Genomic DNA, 25164 nt, shown 5'->3' with positions numbered 1-25164 from the left:
CACTTGGATTTTTTTATGGACGTTTCTCAAGCTCTCAATATTATTAATGACTGGAAACCTAATCAGGTTGAAACGTTAGCCGACCTACTACCCATTGAACTCATCAATGAAGCCTACTCTCTTACTGATACTGTTACGATGCGTAAGCGAAAATTGACGCTCGAATCGATGGTTTGGTTACTTGTCGGAATGGCTATCTACAATAATAAATCTATGAAAGATCTCGTTAACCTGCTTGATATTGTTGATCGAACAGGAAAAGCATTTGTTGCTCCCAGTGCATTAACGCAGCGTAGAAAAACCTTAGGGGAATCTGCAATAAAAGCCGTATTTACGTGTATGACCACCTCATGGATTAAGAGTGCGAACTTACCGCAATGGAATGGTTTAACATTGCTAGGCGTTGATGGTGTTGTTTGGAGAACGCCTGATAGCCCACAAAATAACGATGCATTTTCCCGACAAAAAGGTACCCAATACCCTCAAGTGAGAATGGTGTGTCAGATGGAGCTTAGTAGCCACCTCATCACTGGTAGTGCCTTTGATGATTACAATGTTAATGAAATGGTATTGGCTGAAAAGCTAATTGAAACCACCCCCGATCATAGTGTCACCATGTTTGATAAAGGATTCTATTCATTGGGTTTATTGCATAAGTGGAATCAAACAGGTCAAGCTCGTCATTGGCTGATCCCACTAAAAAAGAATACGCAATATGAAGTCATTCAATCGTTAGGGCGTAATGATAAATTAGTCCTTTTACGCAGTAACCCAAGAGCTCGTAAGCTTTGGCCAGAGCTACCCGAAACGGTAACGGCTCGTCTAGTGACCCGAAAGATCAAGGGAAAGGATTATCAAGTATTAACCTCGATGGTAGAGGCGTTGCGCTTCCCTTCAAAAGATATTGCCAGCCTTTATGAACATCGTTGGGAAATAGAACTAGGTTACCGAGAACAAAAACAGTACATGTTAGGCAATCGCTTAACATTACGCAGCCGTCTTCCTGAGTTAGTTAAACAAGAGTTGTGGGGGATCTTACTCACTTACAATTTGATCCGTTATCAGATGGTAGAACTTAGCTTTAGCCTAAAAGGAAACTATCTCCCTTATCAGCTCAGTTTCAATGGAACGCTAGCTCACATAACCGCGTTATTAGTTGGTCTACCTTATTCAACGCCTGGCGCTATTCCACGTCAATTAAAGGGGTTCCACAATATGGCTGAGAGTTTAATTCTTGAAGGCAGGAGGGAAAGGACATTCCCAAGAACGGTAAAACCAAGACCTCAACGATATGCCAAAAATAAGAAAGCCGCTCACCTTAAGTGAACGGCATTATTTTCACATCTAACATTAATTCTATAGCCCCTCAAAATTAACAACTATTTCTTTCATGTTGGCTCTGTTTGATGTAGTTTCGCGGCGTTAAATCTTGGAGAGAAAAATGGACAAGCACGAAGAAGTCCTTATTGCCTTGCGACAAATTATCCGAGCGATTGATTTACATTCAAGAAAACTGAATAAAGTCGCTGGGTTAACTGGGCCACAATTAGTATTAATGCGCGCTATCCGTGATTCTGGTGAAGTCACTATTCGCCAATTGTCGAACAACACCAACATGAGCCAAGCAACGGCAACAACGATTCTTGACCGCCTTGAAAAGCGAGAACTTGTTGTGCGCCAACGCAGCCAGTTAGACAAGCGAAAAGTGCATGCACATTTGACCCCTCTTGGTGTTGAAGTGCTAAATAAAGCACCATTGCCACTACAAGATAGTTTCATTTCTCAATATCATGAACTTGAGGAGTGGGAACAATCTTTACTGCTTTCATCAGTTCAACGCATATCATCAATGATGAATGCGGAGCATTTAGATGTCGCACCTGTACTAGCAGTAGGTAGCATTACCAAAACTGAAGAAGCCAGCAACTTATAACACTGCGTTATCGCTGCTATTGTAAGCCTAGCTGATGAATAGAGAACGTGACGCTCTGCACGTTCTCTATTACCTTATTGCTTTTTCCTCTTTAATCTTCCCCACACTGCGCTACCATACCTATTCCGTATTGTCATAAATGGAATCTGTGTGTTACTTGACGGAATTGAAACCTTACTCGTATTAGCCAAAGAAGGCACCATGAGCAAAGCAGGCACACGCCTGTACATTAGCCAATCTGCGGTCAGTAAGCGTATCGCTAACCTTGAAAAGCGTTTAGGCAAGAAGCTCATTGAACCTGCGGGTCGGCATATCCAGCTAACCGCTACCGCCAAACAGCTTATTGATAGCGTTGAACCCAGCTATCGAGAAATGAAAGGGCTGATCTTTGAGCAGCAAGATATTCAAGATACTTCGCTTATCACCATTGCTTGCTCTGAAACCTTAGTCGCAGGTTATTTGAGTGACATTCTTGGCGCTTATATTCAAAAAGATCCCCATCTATCAGTCTTTACTCAGCAAACACCTTTTATTATTGAAAGTGTGTCATCAGGTGACGCAACAGTGGGCTTTTGTGCTGGTCATTTACCACCACAACATGGCATCGTGGCTCGCCATCTCATCGATGAACAATTCACTATTGTGAGTGCGACACCGCTTGATTCAACACCCACAATGTTGTTGACGAATGACCTAAAAAACAGCGCAAATACATACCAAGCTGCGATATTACAAAAAATGGGCATTCAACCTATGATGGAAATGGACTCCTATACTGCGGCCGCAAAGCTGGCACTCGGCGGTGTTGCTCCCGCATTAATACCCATGTCGGTTGTTAAAACCCTAAATATTCGAGCACAACACTGTCACCATTTTGATTTTCTAAATGAATTAACTCGACCTGTACACCTTTGTTATCGTCGAAAAAGTTATCAGTCTAAGCGTGTTAAACAGCTTATTGAAACCATTGCGGATTTTGTTCCAACAGCAACTTTATCGCCATAACCATAGAGATGATCACGACCATAGGGCGTATTAGTTTACGTCCTTTTGTTATCGCGACTTTGGCACCAAAACGCGCACCAATGAAGCCACCCACCGCCATGGTCAAACCAATTTCCCACACAGGAAGTCCTGCCATAATAAAAAACAAAAGTGCCGCGATGTTAGATGTAAAGTTAAGAACCTTGGTTCGGGCTGTTGCTTCGATCATGCTTAATTGAGCTATAGCGACAAAGCAAATCGTAAATAAAGACCCCGTACCAGGGCCAAAAAAGCCATCGTAAAAGCCAATGCCAAATCCCACTGAAAAAGCAAATGCCGTTTCAGACAACTTTGCTTCACCCCCACCGACACCTGCCTGAGGTGCGAATAAGAAGTACATTGAAATACCAAGCAACAACAACGGAATAATACTGGTGAGTACGCCTGCATCAATAAACTGGACCAATTCTGCGCCTATTGCAGAACCAACAAAGGTACAAGCAATCGCTAAGCGCATTGTTTTTAAATTAACGAGCCCATTGCGGACAAAATACAAACTTGCCGAGAAACTACCAAATGAGCTCTGTAATTTATTGGTCGCCAATGCTTGAGCAGGAGGAATGCCCACAGACAATAAGGCTGGCACGGTAAGTAGTCCCCCACCACCAGCAATTGCATCGATAAACCCCGCCAATGCCGCAACGCCAAAAAGGATCGCGATGACCTCATACGAAAATTCCATTTATATTCCTTTGGATAACAAATTCAAACCAACAATCTAAAATGGAGAATAACTCCTTATTGATAAGATCAAAAAGGAAAGCTGCGACACGGACTCATTCCAAACTGGAATAGGATGTTAATCACTCATACTCAACACTCGGAACTCAGACACTTATCTCGGCTAATTTGCCAAGATCAGCATCACGTTATCGTCAATAAAAAAGTATGCATCAAGGTGATCAATATTGCCTGTCGAGTAACTCCGTCCAGCCCTCTCAGACTACTGATTTGAATAATTACAGTTAACTAAATCTCATTTTTATCACTCTAGCTATGCCGATTTGTTATCACGAAACATTTTTCAGCATTTAACAGCGAGTAATGAATCGCTCACCATTACCCCTATAGAAAGTAGGTTAATGAACTTCAACCATTCAGGTTTTAGGCATGCAGCGTAAAACCAAACAATCTGTCACTCAGTGAGTAAAAATTATGCTAGTTATCATTCAACTCGTTATTGTTTTAGGTTGCATTTATTGGGGCTTAAAAATGGGAGGGCTAGGCGTTGGTCTTGCCGGGGGATTAGGGTTAGCAGTGCTAACACTTGGATTTGGTTTAGAGCCAAGCCAGCCTGCGGTAAACGTCATTTTAATTATCATGGCTGTCGTTACTGCAGCTTCGACTATGCAAGCCGCAGGGGGAATGGATTGGCTCGTGCATTACGCTGGCAACCTCATGCGTCGGAACCCTCGCTATATTAATTTCCTAGCCCCAATGCTCACTTGGTTGATGACCATAATGGCTGGGACTGGTTATACCGTATTTTCAACTTTACCCGTTATATCTGAAGTTGCCAAAGAGATAGGAGTACGCCCTTCTCGCCCACTTTCAGCCGCTGTTGTTGCCTCACAAGTAGCCATATCCGGCTCTCCGATATCAGCCGCGATGGCTGCAATGATTTCAATCATGGAGCCTATTGGGGTCAGCTTTTTACAGATAATGGCAGTCTGCTTACCTGCGTCTTTCATTGCCGCTATGGTCGCGGCCTTTGTCGCATCTCGCCAAGGCTGTGAGCTCGATGAAGATCCTATCTACCTAGAGCGAATTCAGGCTGAACATAAACAAAAGATCGATACACAAACACCTACGAATGCTGAGTTAGATCCAAAAGCAAAATATTCAGTACTGCTTTTTCTACTCGCCACTATCGTGATTGTTATTTACGCGGCATTCCCACCGCTGCGTCCGCAATTTGGTGACGGCTCAATGATGTCAACGCGTGACATCATTATTGTCAGTATGTTCGCTGTAGCCTGTCTAATGGTACCTTTCTGTCAGGTCAACCCCGACAAGATCATCCGTACCACTACCTTCCGCTCAGGCATGAGTTCAGTCGCCGTCATTCTCGGTATTGTGACTATGGGCTCCACCATGGTAAATGCTTACTTACCTGAAATTAAAGCCACCGCAGGTACCCTACTTCAAGCTTACCCAATGTTACTTTCTGTGGTCTTATTCGGCACTTGTACGCTACTTCTTTCTCAAGGCGCGACGACACCACTCATTATTCCACTTGCTCTTAGTCTTCAAGTACCACACTGGGCTATCTTGGCTTCATTTGTTGCAGTCACTGGCGTATTTGTTCTACCGACTTATCCAACCTCTTTGGCTGCTATCGAGTTTGATTCAACGGGTACGACTCGTATGGGTAAGAATATTTTTGACCACCCATTCTTGTTACCAGGGCTTTGTGGCGTCATCATCTCAACCCTTTGCGGTTTTGTGCTTGCACCTATGATTTTGTAACTAAGGTGATGCAGCGATAGGCGAAAAAATTGATTTCCCTTTACAACAAAGCCCAGCGTATTAGCTGGGCTTTGCTTGTTGATTACACTTTGCTTCGTTCAGGGATTAATTAGTCTGTCACTAACTGACAAAGCGTATTCCACACTTGCTCACCTGCTGGGTGCAGTCGCGCTTGATAGCGATAGGCATAATAAGCAATAGGCAAACGAAGGTATGACTCACCAACCAGTGCGACTTGCCCACGCGCTAACTCATCTTTAATTGCGTAATCCGGTAACCAAGCAACACCCTGCCCTTTCAACACTAAGATCTTGAGTAAGTCTGTCATTGATGACGAAAACACCGCTTGCAAGTTAACTTGGTCGCGCACAGCTTCAACTTGTCGCCCCATGTAAGAACTTGGACTATACGCCAACCATGGTGTCGGTTGCTTTGAATCAAACTGGAATAGAGGATCGCCTTTGTCATCGCAGGCACACACAGGCAGTAGCTCAGCTTCACCTATACGCAATGACTGATATGGCGGTAAACGCAAACGCTCATCATCAAATGCAAGTAACAAATCACAACTGCCTTCATGCAGTTCTTCTGTCGCTTGATCGACATCGATCGCTTCAACGCTTAACAAGGGGTTGTGTTTACCATGGCTTAATAGTGGCTGGATATTTGGCACTAAGCTCGTCGCCAAGGAATGCGCCGCAGCAACACGAACAATATTACCGCCCAGTTTTGACAGATCAGATAGCTGACCGATGCCATCGACCATTTGATTAATAAGAGTACGGGCTGAAATTCGAAATAGCTTACCGCTTGGCGTGAGTGCAATTGGGGTTTTGGTTCGATCGACAAGCTCGGCACCGACTGCATTTTCAAGTGCACGAATACGGCGGCTAAACGCAGGCTGAGTGACATTGCGTTGCTCGGCAGCATGAGAAAAGTTGCGTTGTTCAGCCAAAGCTAAAAAGTCTTCTAGCCACTTACTTTCTATATTCATAATAAGCACAGAAAAAGAAAATAATTATACCTAACAATGCATTAATGCTCGCGATATTGCTTGTAACAGACATCACATTAATCACTTTCCTTTTTCTATTTTACCGCTTGAACAAGCCATTTATTGCCATTAGAAACTGAAAAATCAAAACAACAAACAGCAAGTGAATTCGCTATACCGATTCGGCATCAGAGTGCCAGCTTTAGCATTTCTAAACACACCTACGCCTATTTATAGTGGTTTCAACAACACTCTATTAGGAACATAATCATGCTGAAAAAACTGGGCGTTTTAGGCGGTATGGGGCCACTTGCTACCGTCACTTTTATGCAAAAAATTATTGCCCGTACCCCGGCTCATAGTGACCAAGAACATATTCCAATGTTAGTCAGCAGTGTTCCTCAAATTCCCGATCGCACCGCGTGCATTCTAAATAAGGGGCCAGATCCATTCCCTATTCTAAAACAGGGCTTTGAAGAATTACAAAGTGCAGGGGCAAGTTGTATTGTTATTCCCTGTAATACCGCACACTTTTGGTATGCGCGCCTCCAAGCCATTAGTCATGTTCACACAATCAGCATTATTGATAGTGTTGTTAGTGAAGCTAAATATCGACAATACCAGCGTGTGGGCATTCTAGCGACAACGGCCACCATGATGACCAACATGTATCAAGGGCGACTTGCTGAAAAAGGAATTGATGGCTTAGAAACAACAGAGCAGGAACAACAACAAGTCATGGCTGGGATTTATGCGGTAAAAGCGGGTAACGTCAAGGAAGGTGAACAACTTATGGCGCCAGTGTTTGAGGCTATGCTGGCACGCGGTGCTGACGCTGTTATTTTTGGTTGTACTGAAATCCCCATTGCACTGGCGTCACAAGTCGAATCACAACCGTTGAAGTGTCTTGATTCACTAGAAATCCTTGCTGATGAATGTATTGCATGGGCAACTGCAGACGAACATGAATTGGTGGCATAATTAAAGTAAGGGAAGACATCAAGCTGGTAACTAATATACAAAAGAGCTAGCAATATGCTAGCTCTTAGGTGATATCAATCTAGAAAAGTTATTGTTCAAAAATCATATAAATCAGTACACCAAAACTACTGAAGCTATTGCTTATTTTTACGACGGCGTACTGCGCAACCGACTCCTGTCATACCTAGCATGAAGAGAGCAATACTTGATGGCTCTGGTACTGGAGGGATAGGACCACATGGTGTTGCTTGACACTCGACACCATCACCCTTCACACCGTAAAAAGTAATATGAGAAATATCCTGAGGCTTACCGTCTTTAAGTTGAGGCGTCATATAGCTGCCCGAGATTTCACCATCTTTAATATGGTAGCCCGTAAAGTTAGGGTTACCGCCTTTAAAGACCAGCATGATGTCATCAAACGCAGTCCAAATACCACTCGTCATCGACCACGTCCCCATTTGGAGATCACCCGTTGCACTGAAGGTATAGTTGCCTGTTGAAAGATTAATATCTAGAGAGTTATCTCCAGATCCACCTTCAAAAATCTTACCAAAGAACTCCCAGTTGGTAATACCAAACATAGCATCATCGTTAACGGCTAGTGTTGGGTTCAATTTATCATTTTTTTGAGACCCGACCTCACACCCCATATTTACAGTCACTTTATTTGCAATGGCGGCATCACATGCTATTGACGCAGCATGTATATAAGTCGAAATAATAAATGATGATACTACCAATATCTTATTTAATAATCGCATAACTCTTCCCTATCTATATATTGATTCACTAGGTAAAGAGCAATCTTCGCACCAACATTTATATTCCTACTTATCAATACATTAAATAAGCATTAATTTTACAGTGTAAAAAAACTGACACTTTAATCGTTAAAAACCATATATTCACGAGCATTGCAATTTGCTAAATTTCTCGCAAATTCCCGTCTCCATTTGCAAACAAAAACAAGCGTCTCACTTTTGATACTACCTATTATTCAAACCTTCCCCTTTATTGCTCAATTAATACGATTATTTGTCAATTTTCTTTACACAGTTTTTTTGTCTCTAAACTGGCATGTGACTTGATATATCTATTACTGAATAACAACCAAACATAATTTATATCAATGAGGGAACGAATATGAAACTTAAAGTATTAGTTGCAGGTATCACACTTATTGCCGCGTTTAACGCACAAGCTATTCCTGTTAACTTCGGGGCATTTACAGCGGAATGGTTGAATCCAGTAGCAAAACCAGGACCAAATCAACCGGTTGCATCTGCAGCGGGGACTAATCCAACAATTCGCTGGGGTAGCCCTGCGACGGCAAGCGGACAAAGTGGTTACAATTTTGATTCAGAATCACCATTTAGTACCGAATTTGATGTTGTTATGGGAATGAGTGATACTTTTGAACTCGGTACTTTCACTCACTTAAATAATCCTATTTTTTCTAGTGGTTCAAGTTTACTAAGTGTTGATTTAAAACTATCGACAACCGTACAAGCGGGTGCTCTACCAGCAGAAAATGTTGATTTCTTATTTAGTTTTAATCATGAAGAAACACCTAACAGTGCCAACCCTTGTGCTTATGGGCCTGCAGGCCAAACCGGTGTAAATGTCAATGGCTGTGCCGATAGAGTTACCACCAATACCAATGCGTTTACCGATGTCTTTTCGATTAGCGGTGTTGATTATACTGTTGATATTCGAGGGTTCACCGTTGGTGGCAACTTTGTAGATGGCTTCTTAACGAAAGAAAAAGTTGATAACCAAGCTATTATCATTGCAAAAATTACAGCGTTTGAAGATATTAATGAAGTCCCTGAGCCTGCTCCTTTTGCAATTCTAGGAGCTGGTTTACTCGGGTTAGGAGCAGTTCGTCGCATGAAAAAGAATAAAGCAGTGACAGAAAAATAAATACTAAAAAGAATATACCAAACAACCAGTACCAAAAGAGAATAAGACAAGAAAAAACGCAGTACTAATACAAGTACTGCGTTTTCATTTAACACGAGCCTATATGACGAATTGACAACAACTTATACAATACGCACACCAGCGGCCATTGCTTTTTCTGCGGTAAGCAAGACACTTTCTGATTCATCATCCGTTTCCGCACATAACAACATACACTCCGATGTCTCACCACGCATTTTCGCTTTTGCTAGATTACAAAGCACGACTACGTCTTTGCCCAATAGTTCATCTTCAGTGTAATACGGCACTAGGCTAGTCACTGTTTGTAATGTGTTACCACCGACATCAATTTGCACGATATAAAGCTTGTCTGCATTCTCATGACGTTTCACATCAAGGATTTTTCCTGTACGAATTTCTAATTTTGCAAAGTCTGAGTAAGCTATCGTTTCCATCAATAAAACCCTAGTAAAATTTTAGTAAAAGACAACGTTTACACTATCAGCAATCGTTTATAATACAAACGGTAAAGATCCCATTTTGAGTAACCGATCATAGTCTTGATTGCGTTATTTTCACATCAAGTGTTAAATAGCTGATAGTTAAGAAAAGAGGTAATACATGGCTACCATTAAAGATGTCGCAAAAGAAGCAGAAGTCTCTATTGCTACTGTTTCTCGTGTCATCAACAAATCACCGAAAGCCAGTAAAGCATCGGTCGAATCTGTGACAAAAGCGATGGCAAAACTCGGCTACCGCCCTAACGCTGCAGCTAAAGCGCTTGTTAGTCAAAGTACCAATACTGTCGGCGTGCTTGTCGGTGATGTGTCCGATCCTTTTTTCGGCACCTTGATTAAAGCAGTAGACACTGTTGCTCATCAAGACAACAAGCATATTCTGATCGGTAACGGCTATCACGATGCTGAAAAGGAGCGCTGCGCTTTAGATTTACTGATCAATAGCCGCTGCGATGCATTAGTGATCCACGCTAAAGGTCTTTCAGATCAAGAGCTCATCGCCTATGCCCAAGAAGTAAAAAGCATGGTGATCATTAATCGTCATATTCCTGAATTGGCTGATCGCTGTATTTCATTAGACAACTATAAAGGCGCCTACTTAGCGACCGAATTCCTTATCCGTCAGGGCCACACGAAAATCGCTTGTCTTGCATCTAACCACAAAATTGAAGATGCCGATGAGCGAGTAAAAGGCTATTTAGCCGCACTTTCCGATAACCAAATAACGTTACCTCACAGCTATATTGAATACGGAGAGCCAAACAGTGACGGTGGCGAAATAGCCATGACTAACCTGCTAAGTAAGTCACTCGACATTACTGGCGTCGTTGCTTACAACGACTACATGGCCGCTGGTGCACTGTCTGTACTTGATGAAAATGGCATCGCTGTGCCTCGCCAAGTTTCAATGATGGGCTTCGATGATGGTCTAATCGCCAAATACATCCAACCTCGCCTAACGACAGTCCGTTATCCGATTCAGATGATGGCAGAAAAAGCAGCGCAACTCGCCCTTTCTCTGGCTAAAAAAGAAAACAGAGAACCCGAAACCATTATTTTCTCGCCGACGCTTGTTCGTCGAGATTCAGTTGAACGCCGTTAAATAACGCGGTGGAGCCATCAGATAAAATTAGAAAATAAAAAAGAAAAGCTCAGCATGAACAATTCATACTGAGCTTTTTTAGGGGAATCATTAATATTAGTTAGCAAGGAAGCTCACGATGCAAACCGAGAGTACTTAATTCGCTAGCATTCAAACTGGTAAGTCGTGAAGTACTGATAGGTTTCTTTCGGCCTTAAAATACAGGCTGGCTGAGGCCATTCAGGATGATTTGGCGAGTCAGGTAAAAACTGGGTTTCTAACGCCAGTCCAGCAAAATCACGGTACTCACCACCTTCTCGTTTCGGCGTACCCGCTAGCCAGTTTCCTGTATACAACTGCATTGCCGGTTTATTAGTAATAACATTCAATCGTACTTTATTATCAGGGCTAATCACTTCCGCAACAGGTAAATAAGTTTCGCGCTCAGCTGGGAATAAGAAGCTATGATCATAGCCTTTCGCCATTCGTTGCTGCTGATCTGCCATCCAATCGTTGGCGAGCACTTTACCATCACGAAAATCAAAGCTACTGCCCTCTACATCCGCCAATTCACCTAATGGAATACCTTTATCTGTTGTTGGTAAATATTGACTGGCAGCAATTTTCACCCTGTGCTGATGGCAACGCGTTCCAGTGGCGGCCCCAGCTAAATTAAAGTAAGCATGGTTAGTCAAGTTACAAGGTGTCGCACGGGTGGTTGTAGCTTCATAGCTTATTGTAACGCCGTGCTGCTCAGTCAGAGAATAAGTAACACTAACGGTAAGTTCGCCGGGAAAGCCTTGGTCACCATCTGATGAAACCGTTGAGAAGACCACATGCTGCTGACTTTGCTCGACAATGTTCCAACGGACTTTATCTAACCCAGCAGCTCCGCCGTGCAAACAGTTTCCTGCCTGATTAGTAGAAACTCGGTATTTTTTGTTATCAATGGAAAAAGATCCATTGGCAATACGGTTTGCGTAGCGCCCTACCGTTACACCCATGTAACTGGTTTGACGCATAAAGTCATCCATGGTCCCCATACCAAGGAGCACTTCCCTCAGCTCACCGCTTGCCAATGGTAAGCGACAACTTAACCATGTCGCGCCGATATCCATTAGGGTTACATGCATACCAGCTTGATTGGTTAATTCCACCAAATATGCAGGCTGCCCATCAAAGGCGCTCTGCGAACTCATTGTTTTGACTATGTCAGTTTCGACTAGCCCATTTCCATCAGAATGCTTGTTGCGTTCTGCTTTTTTAGCTAAGGGAGACTGCATGATGTTTTTCCCCTCATTAAAGGTATTCAACAAGACTTGCACCGTCTTTTGCTTGGCAAACATAAATCGATGCTTTCAAGCCTGTTTTTGCTTCATAATTAGCTTCAACAGCCGCTGTTACTTCATCAACTAATGCAGGTGGAACAAGCGCGACAATACAGCCACCAAAACCACCCCCCGTCATGCGCACGCCACCTTTATCGCCAATCACGTTTTTAACCATGTCTACCAAGGTATCCACTTCAAATACTGTGATTTCAAAATCATCACGCATTGAAGCATGAGATTGCGCCATCAACTCACCCATCAATTTCATATCGTGAGCAATCAGGGCTCTTGCTGCACGCTCTGTTCGGTCGTTTTCAGTGATCACATGACGCGCACGTTTAGCGACCATTTCATCAAGTTCAGCAGCTTTTGCTTCAAACGCTTCGATTGAAACATCACGCAGTGCTGGTACACCGAAGATACGGGCCGCTTCTTCACACTGCGCGCGACGCGTATTGTATTCACTATCAACTAAGCCACGCTTCTTGTTCGAATTGATAATCACAACCGACATATCTTCAGGCATTGAAACAGGTACCGTTTCTAGGCTGCGACAATCAATTAATAACGCGTGATTCTCACGCCCCTCTGCCGAAATTAGCTGATCCATGATGCCGCAGTTACAACCCACAAATTCGTTTTCCGCTTGCTGGCCATTTAGCGCAACTTCTGCTTGACTGATCTCTAGGTTATAAAGCACTTTAAATGTTTGACCAATGACCACTTCCAGTGCTGCTGATGAACTTAATCCAGCACCTTGCGGAACGTTGCCACTCACAGAAATGTCAGCACCCGAGAAGGTAAAACCGCGCTCCATCAAGCATTTCACCACACCACGGATATAGTTCGCCCACATCTTGTCTTGTTGGAAGCTAATGTCTTGGGTTAGGTCAAACTCATCGACCGCATTGCCATAATCAACGGAAACCACACGGACAAGGTTATCTTCGCGCTTAGCCGCGGCTACCACCGTTTGGTAATTAATCGCGCAAGGCAATACAAAACCGTCATTGTAATCAGTATGCTCACCAATCAGATTCACACGACCTGGCGCTTGAATAATATGACTCGGTGCATAGCCTAAAACTTGCTCGAAAGATGCTTTCACATTGTGGATTAAATCAGTCATAACCTAACTCTCAAAAATAATGTATGCGCTCTGCCGCTCTGTTCACGAGCGGCGGCTTAATATATGGATTAACGTGAAGAAGTACGATAAAGCTGATTAGCACTGCTCTTTATAATGAATGTCGCTCAAGTCCCGAAGGCGTTGTGCCGCTTGCTCTGCTGTTAAGTCACGCTGACTTTCTGCCAACATTTCATAGCCGACCATGAACTTACGCACACTTGCACTACGCAGTAGGGGCGGATAGAACAAAGCATGTAATTGCCAATGTTTAGTTTCTTCGTCCGCCTCAAAAAATGGTGCGTAATGCCACCCCATCGAATAAGGGAAAGAACACTCAAATAAGTTGTCATAGCGGCTAGTTAATTTTTTAATTGCCACAGACAAATCATCACGCTGTTCATCGCTCAATTCGCTCATTCGACGGATGTGTGTTTTTGGCAACAGCATGGTTTCAAAAGGCCAAGCGGCCCAATAAGGCACAACCGCAATCCAATGTTCTGTCTCCACCACAGTGCGTGAGCCATCTTTCATTTCGGCTTGTACATAATCCACCAGCAAATTAGTGCCTTGCTGATCGTAGTATTCTTTTAAGTGCTTATCTTTACGTTCAATTTCGTTGGGTAAGAAGCTATTTGCCCAAACCTGTCCGTGTGGGTGCGGCTGCGAACACCCCATAGTCTCGCCTTTATTCTCAAACGCTTGCACCCAAATATAATCTTTACCAAGCTCTTCGATTTGATCGTTCCAAGTCTCGATGACTCCGCGAATCTTATCAACAGGCAACTCTGGTAATGTCTTACTATGGTCGGGAGAGAAACAAATCACACGGCTAAGACCACGCACACCCTGAGTTTTAAATAACGGATTATCCGATTCTGGCGCGTCTGGTGAATCAGGCATCAAAGCGGCAAAGTCATTACCAAAGACATAAGTCCCTTGATAATCAGGATTTTTATCACCTGAAATTCGGGTATTAGTCGGACACAAGAAACACTCACCATCAAAGCTTGGTAACAGTGCGGTTGATGGTTTCTCATCTTGCCCGCTCCACGGACGTTTCGCGCGATGCGGTGACACAAGTATCCATTGCCCTGTCAGCGGGTTATAACGACGGTGAGGGTGATCAACTGGATTAAATTTATTGTTCGACATTGTTCTACTCACTCTTAATAGCCTTGAGGGTTGTTTGATTGCCAGCGCCATGTGTCGGCTGTCATTTCTGCGACGGTACGTGTTGCTTGCCAGTTCAGCTCTTGTTGTGCTTTTTGAGTATCAGCCCAGCATTCAGCAATATCACCCGCACGGCGTGGACAAATTTTATACGGAATTACTTTGAGGCAAGCATCGCCAAAAGCATTCACCATTTCTAATACGCTGGTACCAGTGCCAGTACCTAGGTTGTAGATGTGTAAACCTGATTTTTCACCCACGGCTTTTAGTGCCGCAATATGACCATCCGCTAAATCCATAACGTGGATATAATCACGAACCCCAGTACCATCGGGTGTGTTGTAATCATCGCCAAAGACAGAAAGCTGATCACGGCGCCCGACAGCGACTTGGGCAATAAACGGCATTAAGTTATTAGGAATACCTTGAGGGTCTTCCCCCATGGTGCCTGATGGGTGAGCACCGACAGGGTTAAAGTAGCGAAGTAGCGTGATGCTCCAATCATTTTCAGCAGTGAATAAATCAGAGAAACATTGCTCTACCATGTACTTACTGCGCCCATAAGGATTAGTGGTTGCACCTGTCGGGGAATCTTCAGTAATCGGCACCACTTGAGGATCGCCGTAGACCGTTGCAGAAGAGCTAAATACGATACTTTTCACACCCGCTTTTCGCATTGAACGTGCAAGTACTAACGAGCCATTGACGTTATTGTCAAAATATTCCAGTGGCTTTTCCACTGACTCACCCACGGCCTTTAAACCCGCAAAATGAATAACCGCATGGATATCGTGCTGCGCAAAGATTGAATCAAGAAAAGTCTCATCACGAATATCACCTTGATGAAATGCAGGCTTAGTACCTGTAATCGCTTCAATACGCTGAAGAACTTCTGACTTCGCATTGGATAAGTTATCGATAATGACAGGCTCAATACCCGCTTCAATCATTTGTACACAAGTATGGGAGCCTATGTAGCCCATCCCGCCAGTTACCAATACTTTCACAATCCGCCTCTCTCTTTTGTCCAACCTTATTCAGGTCGCTATTTTGTCTGATCGAGAGTCTAACAATCATTGGTCGTATGATTCCGTGATCAATTACACACTTGTGTAAACGTTTCCATATATTACGTATTTTGACCTACTTTATAGGGTTACAAACACAGTAGAATCTTATCCCTTTAAGAGCGCACTTTAATCACTTCATTATTTATCAATGATTTAGCACTTAATCGCGATATGTTATCGATATCTTAAAATTAATATTTTTTTACTAAAAAGTCGTGCAGGCGCTGTAACATGCTTTAAGATAGACAATCTAGATATAAATCTGACGATCATCGCCACCAAGGAAAGATAAAATGGCAACACTAAAAGACATAGCAACCGAGGCTGGCGTATCTCTGGCTACTGTTTCACGGGTACTCAACGATGACCCGACGCTTTGTGTTAAAGAAGAAACGAAGCATCGCATCTTAGAAATTGCGGCCAGATTGGAATACAGAACCAGTAGCGCAAAGAAACACCAAGTCGCAGCCGTACCAAATCACCACTTCCTTGCTGTTTATAACTACAAGCAAGAAGCCGAAATCAACGACCCTTACTACCTTTCTATCCGTCATGGCATTGAAAGCCAGTGTGAAAAACTAGGTATCACACTAACCAATTGCTACGAAGGTAAAATAGACAATAATATTAATGCCATATCTGGAATTTTAATGGTTGGGAAAACAACTCAAACCGTACTGAACATGGCTGTAAATATGACAGACAACATTTGCTATCTCGACTTTAGCGATAACAAGTCACAGTTTGATTCCGTTGATATCGACCTAGCGAAAATAAGTAAAGAAGTGATCGACTTTTTCATTGCTCAAGATTTTAATCGTATCGGTTTTATTGGCGGACAAGACCAACCAGGCACCGCCGATATTCGTGAAATTGCTTTTTCTGAATACGGTCAATTAAAGCAGGTCGTCTCCGAGCAGGATCTTTATCGTGGTGACTTCTCAAGCTCTTCAGGCTATAAACTTGCACTAGAAATGCTGGCAAAACCTAATCACCCTCGTGCGTTATTTATTGCGTCTGATTCCATTGCAATTGGCGTCGTTCGAGCCTTGCACGAGCATGGCCTGAAGATTCCTAATGATATTTCTCTGATCAGCGTGAATGACATTCCGACGGCACGTTTTACCTTTCCGCCACTATCGACGGTGCGTATTCACTCAGAAATGATGGGGAGCCAAGGCGTTAACCTCTTAGTAGAAAAAGTGAGGGATGGCCGCGCCCTACCGCTCAAAGTCTATGTACCCAGTAAATTGAAGCTCCGCGGAACAACCAAATAGCGGCGATGGAAACAGTCAGGTAAGAGTACAAGGCGCTGATTATAGTGCCTTTTTATTTATTACGAGCAAACATAGCACCTGTATACCGCCAAAATCTTAAGTTAGCCCTTTCTCATAGCAAACCTGTGTAAACGCCCCTGGGAATTCCCTCTCAGCATCAAAAGTATACCCCCAGTGCAACGCAACCGTTTTCTTTAGCCAGATCACATCACGCGCTGAAATCTGCTCAATTTTCGTGACCCACTTAAAGTAAAACGTTTTCACTAATTTATTTTAGTAAAAGTTTTACTAATATCTTTCCTCAGTTAAGGAGCAAACGCTCCACACATTTTGAAGCTCACTTTTCGTCCCTTAAAGCTTTCCTTCTAAGGTATTTGAAAAGTACATCGGTATATAAACCGGGAGGCAACACGTGAACAACTGGGAAAACTTCCTTCACCTACATGAGAATCGTATAGCACCGCGTGCATACTTCTTCTCTTACGACTCAGTAAAAAGTGCGCAAACATTCCAACGAGAATTAAGCAGCCACTTTATGCAGCTTAGCGGTCAATGGAACTTTAACTTCTTCACTAATCCATTATTAGTGCCAGATACGTTCTACTCACAATTAATGACTGAGTGGAATCACATTACGGTGCCAAATATGTGGCAAATGGAAGGTCACGGTGATTTGCAGTACACCGATGAAGGTTTCCCTTTCCCTATTGATGTGCCTTTTGTTCCTTCCGACAACCCAACAGGTGCCTACCAACGTACTTTCACCCTAGGCAAAAACTGGTGCGATAAACAAACCATTATCAAATTTGATGGGGTGGAAACTTACTTTGAAGTCTATGTGAACGGCGAATATGTCGGCTTTAGTAAAGGCAGCCGATTAACCGCTGAATTTGATATTTCACAACACGTACAGCAAGGCGAAAACTTGCTGTCTGTTCGTGTGATGCAGTGGGCAGATTCGACTTATATAGAAGACCAAGACATGTGGTGGACGGCTGGGATCTTCCGTGATGTTTACCTTATCGGTAAAGAACAAGTTCATGTTCAAGATGTAACAGTTCGCACTGACTTTGCTGACGATTACCGCAGCGCGACCCTAACTTGTATCGCGGATATTGAAAACCTAGCAAGCCCGCTAGCGTCTGGGGTTGCACTTGAATATGCACTACTTGATCAAGGTCGGGTTGTCGCAGAAGGATCACTCGACAGTCTAACGATTGATTCCGTCTCCAAGGTGCAATTTGCTATTGATATGGTCAGTCCAACCCATTGGACAGCTGAAAACCCTTATCTATATCAACTTATCCTTACGCTTAAAGACAGATCTGGCAAAGTACTTGAAATCATTCCGCAGCGTGTCGGCTTCCGTGACATTAAAGTGCGTGATGGCCTGTTCTACGTTAACAACCAATACTTGATGCTACACGGTGTCAACCGCCACGATAACGACCATCTTAAAGGTCGCGCCGTCGGAATGGACCGTGTAGAGAAAGATATCGTGCTGATGAAACAACATAACATCAACTCAGTACGTACTGCGCACTACCCAAACGATCCTCGTTTCTACGAACTGTGTGACATCTACGGTTTATTCGTGATGGCGGAAACCGACGTTGAAACCCACGGCTTTGCCAATGTTGGCGATCTAAGCCGTATTACCAACGATCCTGAATGGGAAACCGTTTTTGTCGACCGCGCCGTTCGCCACGTACACGCGCAAAAGAACCACCCTTCGATCATCATGTGGTCTATGGGTAATGAATCAGGCTACGGTTGCAATATTCGTTCAATGTACGCTGCCACCAAGGCAATAGATGACACCCGCTTAGTACACTATGAAGAAGACCGTGATGCAGAAGTAGTTGATGTCATTTCGACCATGTACTCGCGTGCTCAACTGATGAACCACTTTGGTGAACACCCACATGAAAAGCCACGTATTATCTGCGAATACGCCCATGCTATGGGCAACGGCCCTGGTGGTTTAACTGAATATCAGAATGTGTTCTACAAGCACGATAGTATTCAAGGTCATTATGTGTGGGAATGGTGTGATCACGGCATTTTAGCGCGTAATGAAGAAGGTACTGAATTCTACAAGTACGGTGGTGATTATGGCGATTACCCGAATAACTACAACTTCTGTATGGATGGCTTAATCTACTCAGATCAAACACCAGGGCCGGGCTTAAAAGAATACAAGCAAGTGATTGCCCCAGTGAAAATCCGTGCAATTAACGCCGCAGATGGTCACTTTGTTATTGAGAATAAACTTTGGTTTAGCAACCTCGATGACTACACCATCACCGCAGATATTCGCGCTGAAGGAGAAACACTGGCAAGTACCAAGATCAAACTTGAGGGCTTGGCTGCAAACTCTGAGCGTGACATTCACATTAGGCTACCAGAGCTTGATGAGCGTGAAGTCTTCGTTAATTTCACTGTGCGCAAAGACACCCGTACGCTGTATAGCGAAGCAAACCACGACATCGCGATTTACCAATATGCCGTCAAAGAAAATACCGCTCAGTTACCTGTCTTTACTAATCTCAATGCAACCGAACTAGAGATAAAAGAAAGCCGATTGGATTACACCATCACAGGGCAAAACTTCGCGCTGAATTTCTCAAAGATCAACGGCAAGCTGACCTCTTGGCTGGTTAATGGCGAAGAGCTCATTGCCTCAGCCCCTAAGCTAAACTTCTTCAAACCTATGGTTGATAACCATAAGCAAGAACACGAAGGACTCTGGGAGCCTGCTCATCTACAAATCATGCAAGAACATTTCCGCAGCCTTGAAGTTGAGCAAGTTAATGGCGCAGTTGAAATCACAACCACCAGCATTATCGCACCGCCGGTGTTCGACTTTGGGATGCGCTGTACCTACCGCTACCAAATTAACGCCGAAGGCCAACTAAATGTTGAGCTAAGTGGTGAGCGCTATGGTGATTACCCGCATGTTATTCCTGTTATCGGTTTAGATTTGGGCATTAACGACCAGTTCGATCAAGTGAACTACTACGGTCGCGGCCCAGAAGAAAATTACCAAGACAGCAAACAAGCCAACATGATTGATGTTTATCAATCAACGGTTGCTGACATGTTCGAGAACTACCCGTTCCCACAAAACAACGGCAATCGTCAGCACGTACGCTGGGCAGCGCTTACCAACCGTAGCGGTGCAGGCATCTTGGTAAAACCTCAGCAAGACATCAACCTCAGTGCATGGTTCTACACCAATCAAAATCTACACCAAGCGCAGCACACTATTGAACTAGAAAAGAGTGGCTACATTACGCTAAACCTCGACCACCAAATCATGGGGTTAGGTTCTAACTCTTGGGGAAGTGAAGTGCTCGATTCATACCGCGTTTACATGGATAGCTTCCGCTACGGCCTAACGTTATTACCACTTAAAGCCGGTGATTGCAGCGCAAATGCCATGGCACAGCATGACTTTAATAATGATTTTTTCAGCCAAACCTCCCTTTCTTCCACTAGCAGCAACGAGGCCTAAACCATGATCGTGTTAGAGAGCTTAGAGCAATTCAAAACAGTATATCGCGCAGGGCGTAAATGGAATCGTTGTGTCGAAGCCATAGAGAACATCGGCAATATCAAAGATGGCGTGATGCATTCTATTGGTGATTCTTTGGTGTACATGATCGCTGCAACCCCAGCTTTAAACACAGAGTACTTCGAAGGCAACCGTCGTTATTTCGATGTGCACTACTACCTTGAAGGCAGTGAAACCATCGAATTTGCAGACAAGTCTGCGTTAACTCAAATCACAGCTTATAGCGATGAAACCGACCGTGAATACCTTCAAGGTCACGGTGAATTCCGCGAGCTACACCAAGGCCAAGTTGTCGTTTTTGATAACAGCAAAGCTTACCGTTTTCATAGCGATAACCAAGCCGCAAAGCACGTACGCAAAGTGGTGCTTAAAGTCACCATCGAAGACGGCTATTTCTTAAATAAATAATAAAAACCGGAATAAATATCCGGAGATAAACAACAAGAGAGGGACTGCAGTCACAGCACTGTAAGCCCCTCCTCACCTACAATCAACGTGATTCATCGGAGATATCAGATGTCTGATACTAAACGTAATACGATAGGCAAATTCGGCTTGCTCTCTCTCACATTTGCGGCTGTATTCAGCTTCAACAATGTGATAAACAACAACATAGAAATCGGTTTATCCTCTGCGCCAATGTTTTTCTTGGCAACGATTTTTTACTTCATTCCTTTCTGTTTGATTATTGCAGAGTTTGTTTCGCTGAATAAAGATTCAGAAGCGGGCGTATACGCTTGGGTAAAAAGTTCACTAGGCGGTCGCTGGGCATTTATTTCAGCCTATACCTACTGGTTCGTTAACCTGTTCTTCTTTACCACTTTACTGCCACGCGTTATTGCCTATGCGTCATACGCCTTCTTAGGGTACGAATACATACTTACCCCGTTGACCACAACAGCGCTCAGTATGGTGTTATTCGCCTTCGCCACCTACGTATCAACCAACGGTGCAAAATTACTGGGGCCAATCACCTCTGTGACATCATCGCTAATGTTGCTATTAACCATGTCTTACATTCTGCTTTCTGGTGCTGCACTATTAGGTGGCGTGCAACCCGCTGATCCTATTACAGTTGAAGCCATGATCCCTGAATTTAACTGGGCATTCCTTGGCATAACGACATGGATTTTCATGGCGGCTGGCGGTGCGGAATCGGTCGCGGTTTACGTTAACGATGTGAAAGGCGGCTCTAAATCTTTCGTCAAAGTTATCATAATTGCGGGTATCTTCATTGGTGTGCTTTACTCTGTCGCTTCTGTACTGATCAACGTATTCGTACCAAGTGAAACCCTAAAATACACAGGCGGTTCAGTTCAAGTATTTGAAGGCTTAGCCACTTATTTTGGTCTGCCAGAAGTCATGATGAACCGCTTTGTTGGCTTGGTATCATTCACTGCAATGTTCGGTTCACTGCTGATGTGGACAGCAACGCCAGTTAAAATCTTCTTCTCTGAAATCCCAGCGGGTATCTTCGGCAAGAAAACGGTAGAGCTAAACGAAAACGGCGTACCAGCACGTGCGGCTTGGATTCAATTCTTAATCGTTATTCCATTGATGATCATCCCGACAATGGGCTCGAACACAGCACAAGACTTAATGAATACTGTCATCAATATGACCGCTGCAGCATCTATGTTACCACCACTGTTCATTATGATTGCTTACCTGAACTTACGTTTGAAATTGGATCACCTAGAGCGTGATTTCAAGATGGGTTCACGTACAACTGGGATTGTTCTAGTGTCGATTCTGATTGGCATCTTCACTGTTGGCTTCCTTGCTTCAACCTTCCCAACAGGCGCAGACATCATGACTATCATTTTCTACAACGTGGGCGGCATTGTTATCTTCCTTGGCTTTGCTTGGTGGAAGTACAACCAATATATCAAGTCGCTAAACGAAGCTGACCGTATGGTAGAAGAACAACCTACAGTACAAGCGGTGCGGGCTGAAGCACAATAATCACTGCTAAACCTATCGCGCCCAGATCAACATAAAAAGTAAAAAGGATGGTGACTACACCATCCTTTTTTATTTTCTGAAGGCAACGTAATAAACCAACTCACTCTATGCCATGTTCTTTAGGGTCAAAGCGGTAGAAGTAAGCTAAAACGTTAAAAATCAAAAAGGAGCGTTAATACGCTCCTTTTATTATTGATAACTTAGAACATCAGCTGACATATATCGGCCCACCAAATGAGGTTACAGGCGGTGCTTCACCGTTGAATTTTTCAAACTCGACAACAACAGTATTGGCACTGGTCGCTTGGGCTAATTGTGACGAACCAATATCTTGCGTCAGCGTATTCGGATCGCCATAGGTATCGAGCGATCCTACTTTCTCATTCACAGGGCCATACCATGCCCCTTCATGAATACGAATCACCCCACGAGGATAGTTATCAGATACGCGTGCCCCTGCCAGTAACTGACCACGATCGTTATACACCCGCACTATATCGCCATCACTAATACCGCGTTCTTTGGCATCTTCAGGGTTGATATAAACAGGTTCTCGCCCTTGTACTGTGTAGGTTTCACGATACTTTTCTGATTCACACATTTGTGAGTGTAATCGCTGATCTGGGTGACAAGACTGCAACCAAATTGGGAATTTATCTGAGCTTGGTCCACCGTGTGAACGCTCTGATTTTTCAAACCACATTGGATGCCCTTGGCAATACTCGTAACCGTAACGGTCGATCTTACGGCTAAAGATCTCAATAAACCCAGAAGGCGTGCCTAGTGGATTGATCTCTGGGTCTTCACGGAAAGCCGCGTGACGGACAAAGTTGGTCCCTTCACCAAATTCAAACAAGCCCTCCTTCCAGAACTCATCAAATTCCGGCATTTTATGCTTGGCTTTGTTGGCCTCACGACACTCGTTATAGAGCTGATGTAGCCACTCCATTTCGTTCATACCACGGGTATATTCTTTTGCCCGACCAAAACGTTCACACAGTTCGGTGAAGATTTGGAAATCTGTTTTCGATTGATATAGCGGATCCACCAGCTTGTGCATCGCCAAAATACCTGATGCAGAATAGGCTCCATACAAGTCAATATCGTTACGCTCAAACTGGGTACAGGCGGGTAATACGATGTCTGAGAAGCGACAGGTTGCCGTCCATGCAAACTCGATGGTGACAACAGTTTGTAATTTCTGGAAGGCGGTTTTCATCCGGTTTCGATCTTGGTGATGATGCCATGGATTACATCCACTAATAACCACCATTTTAGGGTCAGGGAAGGTTACTTTAGCGCCGTTATATTTGATCTCTTTGCCCGGTTCTAAAATCGCATCAATCCAGCGCGCGACAGGGATGGTACTGCTATACCCTTTAAAGTCGGTGCTGTCCCACTTAGGTTTTTGGCCTTCATCGACATTACGAGGGAAACCACCAGGCCCTGATGCTCCCGTTGGTGGGATACCGACACCGCTGTAATGGTGGGAATACGAAACGCCACCACCCGGTAAGCCAATTTGCCCGATCATCGCCGCCAATACTGCCCCCATCCAATAGGGTTGTTCACCGTGTTGTTGACGCTGGATCGCCCAACCAAATATCAGTTGCGTACGCCCTTTCACTAACAAGCGGGCAAATTCACGGATATCATCAGCTTTAACACCACAGATAGGCTCTGCCCATTCAGGCGTTTTCTCCACTTTATCTTTAGTTTTACCTTCGACATAAGGAATGAACTCATCAAAGCCTAACGCATAGGTTTCGATGAATTTCTTGTCGTACAAATCTTCTTTATAAAGGGTATGAGCGATCGCCAGCATGAAGGCGACATCCGATTGAGGATTCACATAGATCTGATCACTGTTAAAGTAATTTTGGCTTTTGGATTTAACAGGATCGACCGAGATCACTTTGATCTCACCTTTGGCAACCTTCTCTTTTAGCTGCTCATAGTACTCATACGAACCATGTGTTTCACACTGCCAACCTACTTGGGTGTTCTTTATAGGATCATTCGCCCACAGCACAACAACATTGGTATTATCTAAGATCTCTGGCCACGATGTACCTTGTGCATAAACCTCTGTTGACCCAAGTACGTAAGGCAAAATAGTTTGCCCTGCCCCTGTAGAGTAATCCCCTACTTTCTTAATGAAGTTACCGTGCATACCTACGGCACGTTGCATGTGCGTGGTACAACTGTGAAACTGTCCTGTTTGTCGCCAACCGGTTTGCCCTGCTAACAACGCCCACGGCCCGTAGTCTTTTTGTACTCGTTCAAGTTCTTGGTAAAATAAATCTAACGCTTCATCCCATGTCACTCGAATGAAACGGTTATTACCGCGGGTATCGCCGCTGTACTTGTGTTTCTTTAGCCAATCAAGCCGTACCATAGGGTAACGCACCCGTGATGGACTATAGATGATCCCTTTAATACCTTTGAGCATATCGCTTGGATATTTATCAAATTCCAGCGCTTTCAGTTCTTGTACTTTACCGTTATAAATTTTTGCGCGAAATGCTCCCCAGTGAGAGCCCGATACTTTCCACACACCATCGGCAGCATACGGCGAAACCTCTTCTGCCGCCTGAGCGGCTTGCATCAATAAAGTTGGCCCAATCACTGACGCAGCTGAGGTCGTCGCGAGCCCTTTCAAAAAATTACGTCGACTTAGAGACATAGCTTAATCCCTC

At 43.9% G+C, this 25164-nt stretch carries 20 protein-coding genes; 11 read left to right on the top strand and 9 right to left on the bottom strand.

Annotation, left to right across the window (positions count from 1 at the left end):
• Positions 1–15: 15 nt before the first annotated feature.
• The 3 genes from ASV53_RS01315 to ASV53_RS01305 all read left to right on the top strand — a co-directional run bounded on the left by ASV53_RS01315 (position 16) and on the right by ASV53_RS01305 (position 2938).
• Entirely contained in the window at positions 16–1326 is a 1311-nt protein-coding gene (locus ASV53_RS01315; RefSeq protein WP_094955809.1) for an IS4 family transposase, read from the top strand.
• Positions 1327–1441: 115 nt separating this feature from the next.
• Positions 1442–1933, top strand: a complete 492-nt coding sequence (locus ASV53_RS01310; RefSeq protein ID WP_062688752.1) for a MarR family winged helix-turn-helix transcriptional regulator — start codon at positions 1442–1444, stop codon at positions 1931–1933.
• Positions 1934–2083: 150 nt separating this feature from the next.
• Complete coding sequence (locus ASV53_RS01305; protein WP_094955808.1) at positions 2084–2938, top strand: LysR family transcriptional regulator; 855 nt, start codon at positions 2084–2086, stop codon at positions 2936–2938.
• On the opposite strand, the gene ASV53_RS01300 is transcribed toward ASV53_RS01305, so the two are convergent.
• Entirely contained in the window at positions 2889–3659 is a 771-nt protein-coding gene (locus ASV53_RS01300) for a TSUP family transporter (RefSeq protein WP_094955807.1), read from the bottom strand. The two genes, ASV53_RS01305 and ASV53_RS01300, sit on opposite strands and share 50 nt — an antisense overlap.
• Before the next feature lie 473 nt (positions 3660–4132).
• On the opposite strand from ASV53_RS01300, the gene ASV53_RS01295 reads away from it, so the two are divergent.
• Complete coding sequence (locus ASV53_RS01295) at positions 4133–5446, top strand: anaerobic C4-dicarboxylate transporter (protein WP_094955806.1); 1314 nt, start codon at positions 4133–4135, stop codon at positions 5444–5446.
• Between the two features lie 109 nt (positions 5447–5555).
• Here ASV53_RS01295 and ASV53_RS01290 read toward each other — a convergent pair whose 3' ends face one another.
• On the bottom strand, positions 5556–6440 hold the full coding sequence (locus tag ASV53_RS01290; protein ID WP_094955805.1) for a LysR substrate-binding domain-containing protein: 885 nt from the start codon (positions 6438–6440) through the stop codon (positions 5556–5558).
• A gap of 270 nt (positions 6441–6710) precedes the next feature.
• Between ASV53_RS01290 and cuyB the strand changes: the two genes are divergently transcribed.
• On the top strand, positions 6711–7421 hold the full coding sequence (gene cuyB / locus ASV53_RS01285) for a cysteate racemase (RefSeq protein WP_094955804.1): 711 nt from the start codon (positions 6711–6713) through the stop codon (positions 7419–7421).
• 134 nt (positions 7422–7555) lie between these two features.
• Here cuyB and ASV53_RS01280 read toward each other — a convergent pair whose 3' ends face one another.
• Entirely contained in the window at positions 7556–8185 is a 630-nt protein-coding gene (locus ASV53_RS01280; protein ID WP_094955803.1) for a PEP-CTERM sorting domain-containing protein, read from the bottom strand.
• 382 nt (positions 8186–8567) lie between these two features.
• Between ASV53_RS01280 and ASV53_RS01275 the strand changes: the two genes are divergently transcribed.
• A complete protein-coding gene (locus ASV53_RS01275) occupies positions 8568–9347 on the top strand; it encodes a THxN family PEP-CTERM protein (RefSeq protein WP_094955802.1) in 780 nt (259 codons plus the stop codon).
• A gap of 122 nt (positions 9348–9469) precedes the next feature.
• Here the strand turns inward: ASV53_RS01275 and ASV53_RS01270 are convergent, their stop codons facing one another.
• Positions 9470–9802 carry a tRNA-binding protein gene (locus ASV53_RS01270; RefSeq protein WP_094955801.1) on the bottom strand — a complete coding sequence of 111 codons (333 nt, stop codon included), beginning with the start codon at positions 9800–9802 and terminating at the stop codon, positions 9470–9472.
• A gap of 166 nt (positions 9803–9968) precedes the next feature.
• On the opposite strand from ASV53_RS01270, the gene ASV53_RS01265 reads away from it, so the two are divergent.
• A complete protein-coding gene (locus tag ASV53_RS01265; RefSeq protein WP_094955800.1) occupies positions 9969–10967 on the top strand; it encodes a substrate-binding domain-containing protein in 999 nt (332 codons plus the stop codon).
• A 143-nt stretch (positions 10968–11110) separates the two neighbouring features.
• Here ASV53_RS01265 and galM read toward each other — a convergent pair whose 3' ends face one another.
• From galM to galE, 4 genes are all read right to left on the bottom strand, one after another.
• On the bottom strand, positions 11111–12145 hold the full coding sequence (gene galM, locus ASV53_RS01260; RefSeq protein ID WP_239928703.1) for a galactose-1-epimerase: 1035 nt from the start codon (positions 12143–12145) through the stop codon (positions 11111–11113).
• Positions 12146–12245: 100 nt separating this feature from the next.
• Positions 12246–13406, bottom strand: coding sequence for a galactokinase (galK, locus tag ASV53_RS01255; protein WP_094955799.1), 1161 nt, complete (start codon positions 13404–13406; stop codon positions 12246–12248).
• Between the two features lie 96 nt (positions 13407–13502).
• Entirely contained in the window at positions 13503–14558 is a 1056-nt protein-coding gene (locus tag ASV53_RS01250) for a UDP-glucose--hexose-1-phosphate uridylyltransferase (protein ID WP_094955798.1), read from the bottom strand.
• Positions 14559–14572: 14 nt separating this feature from the next.
• Positions 14573–15583, bottom strand: a complete 1011-nt coding sequence (gene galE / locus ASV53_RS01245) for a UDP-glucose 4-epimerase GalE (protein WP_094955797.1) — start codon at positions 15581–15583, stop codon at positions 14573–14575.
• Positions 15584–15939: 356 nt separating this feature from the next.
• On the opposite strand from galE, the gene ebgR reads away from it, so the two are divergent.
• From ebgR to ASV53_RS01225, 4 genes are all read left to right on the top strand, one after another.
• Positions 15940–16923 (top strand): transcriptional regulator EbgR, encoded by a 984-nt coding sequence (ebgR, locus tag ASV53_RS01240; protein ID WP_094955796.1) that lies wholly within the window; start codon positions 15940–15942, stop codon positions 16921–16923.
• A gap of 412 nt (positions 16924–17335) precedes the next feature.
• Positions 17336–20440 carry a beta-galactosidase subunit alpha gene (ebgA, locus tag ASV53_RS01235; protein WP_094955795.1) on the top strand — a complete coding sequence of 1035 codons (3105 nt, stop codon included), beginning with the start codon at positions 17336–17338 and terminating at the stop codon, positions 20438–20440.
• Between the two features lie 3 nt (positions 20441–20443).
• Entirely contained in the window at positions 20444–20908 is a 465-nt protein-coding gene (locus ASV53_RS01230; RefSeq protein WP_094955794.1) for a beta-galactosidase subunit beta, read from the top strand.
• A gap of 108 nt (positions 20909–21016) precedes the next feature.
• Positions 21017–22465 carry an amino acid permease gene (locus ASV53_RS01225; RefSeq protein ID WP_094955793.1) on the top strand — a complete coding sequence of 483 codons (1449 nt, stop codon included), beginning with the start codon at positions 21017–21019 and terminating at the stop codon, positions 22463–22465.
• Between the two features lie 208 nt (positions 22466–22673).
• Here the strand turns inward: ASV53_RS01225 and torA are convergent, their stop codons facing one another.
• Positions 22674–25151 (bottom strand): trimethylamine-N-oxide reductase TorA, encoded by a 2478-nt coding sequence (gene torA, locus ASV53_RS01220; protein WP_094955792.1) that lies wholly within the window; start codon positions 25149–25151, stop codon positions 22674–22676.
• Positions 25152–25164: the final 13 nt, after the last annotated feature.

Origin of the sequence: Photobacterium sanguinicancri (genome assembly GCF_002265265.1) — a bacterium.
Taxonomy (GTDB): Bacteria; Pseudomonadota; Gammaproteobacteria; order Enterobacterales; family Vibrionaceae; genus Photobacterium; species Photobacterium sanguinicancri.
The sequence above is the reverse complement of the archived record's forward strand: the minus strand, read 5'-3'. Positions and strand labels throughout refer to the sequence as shown.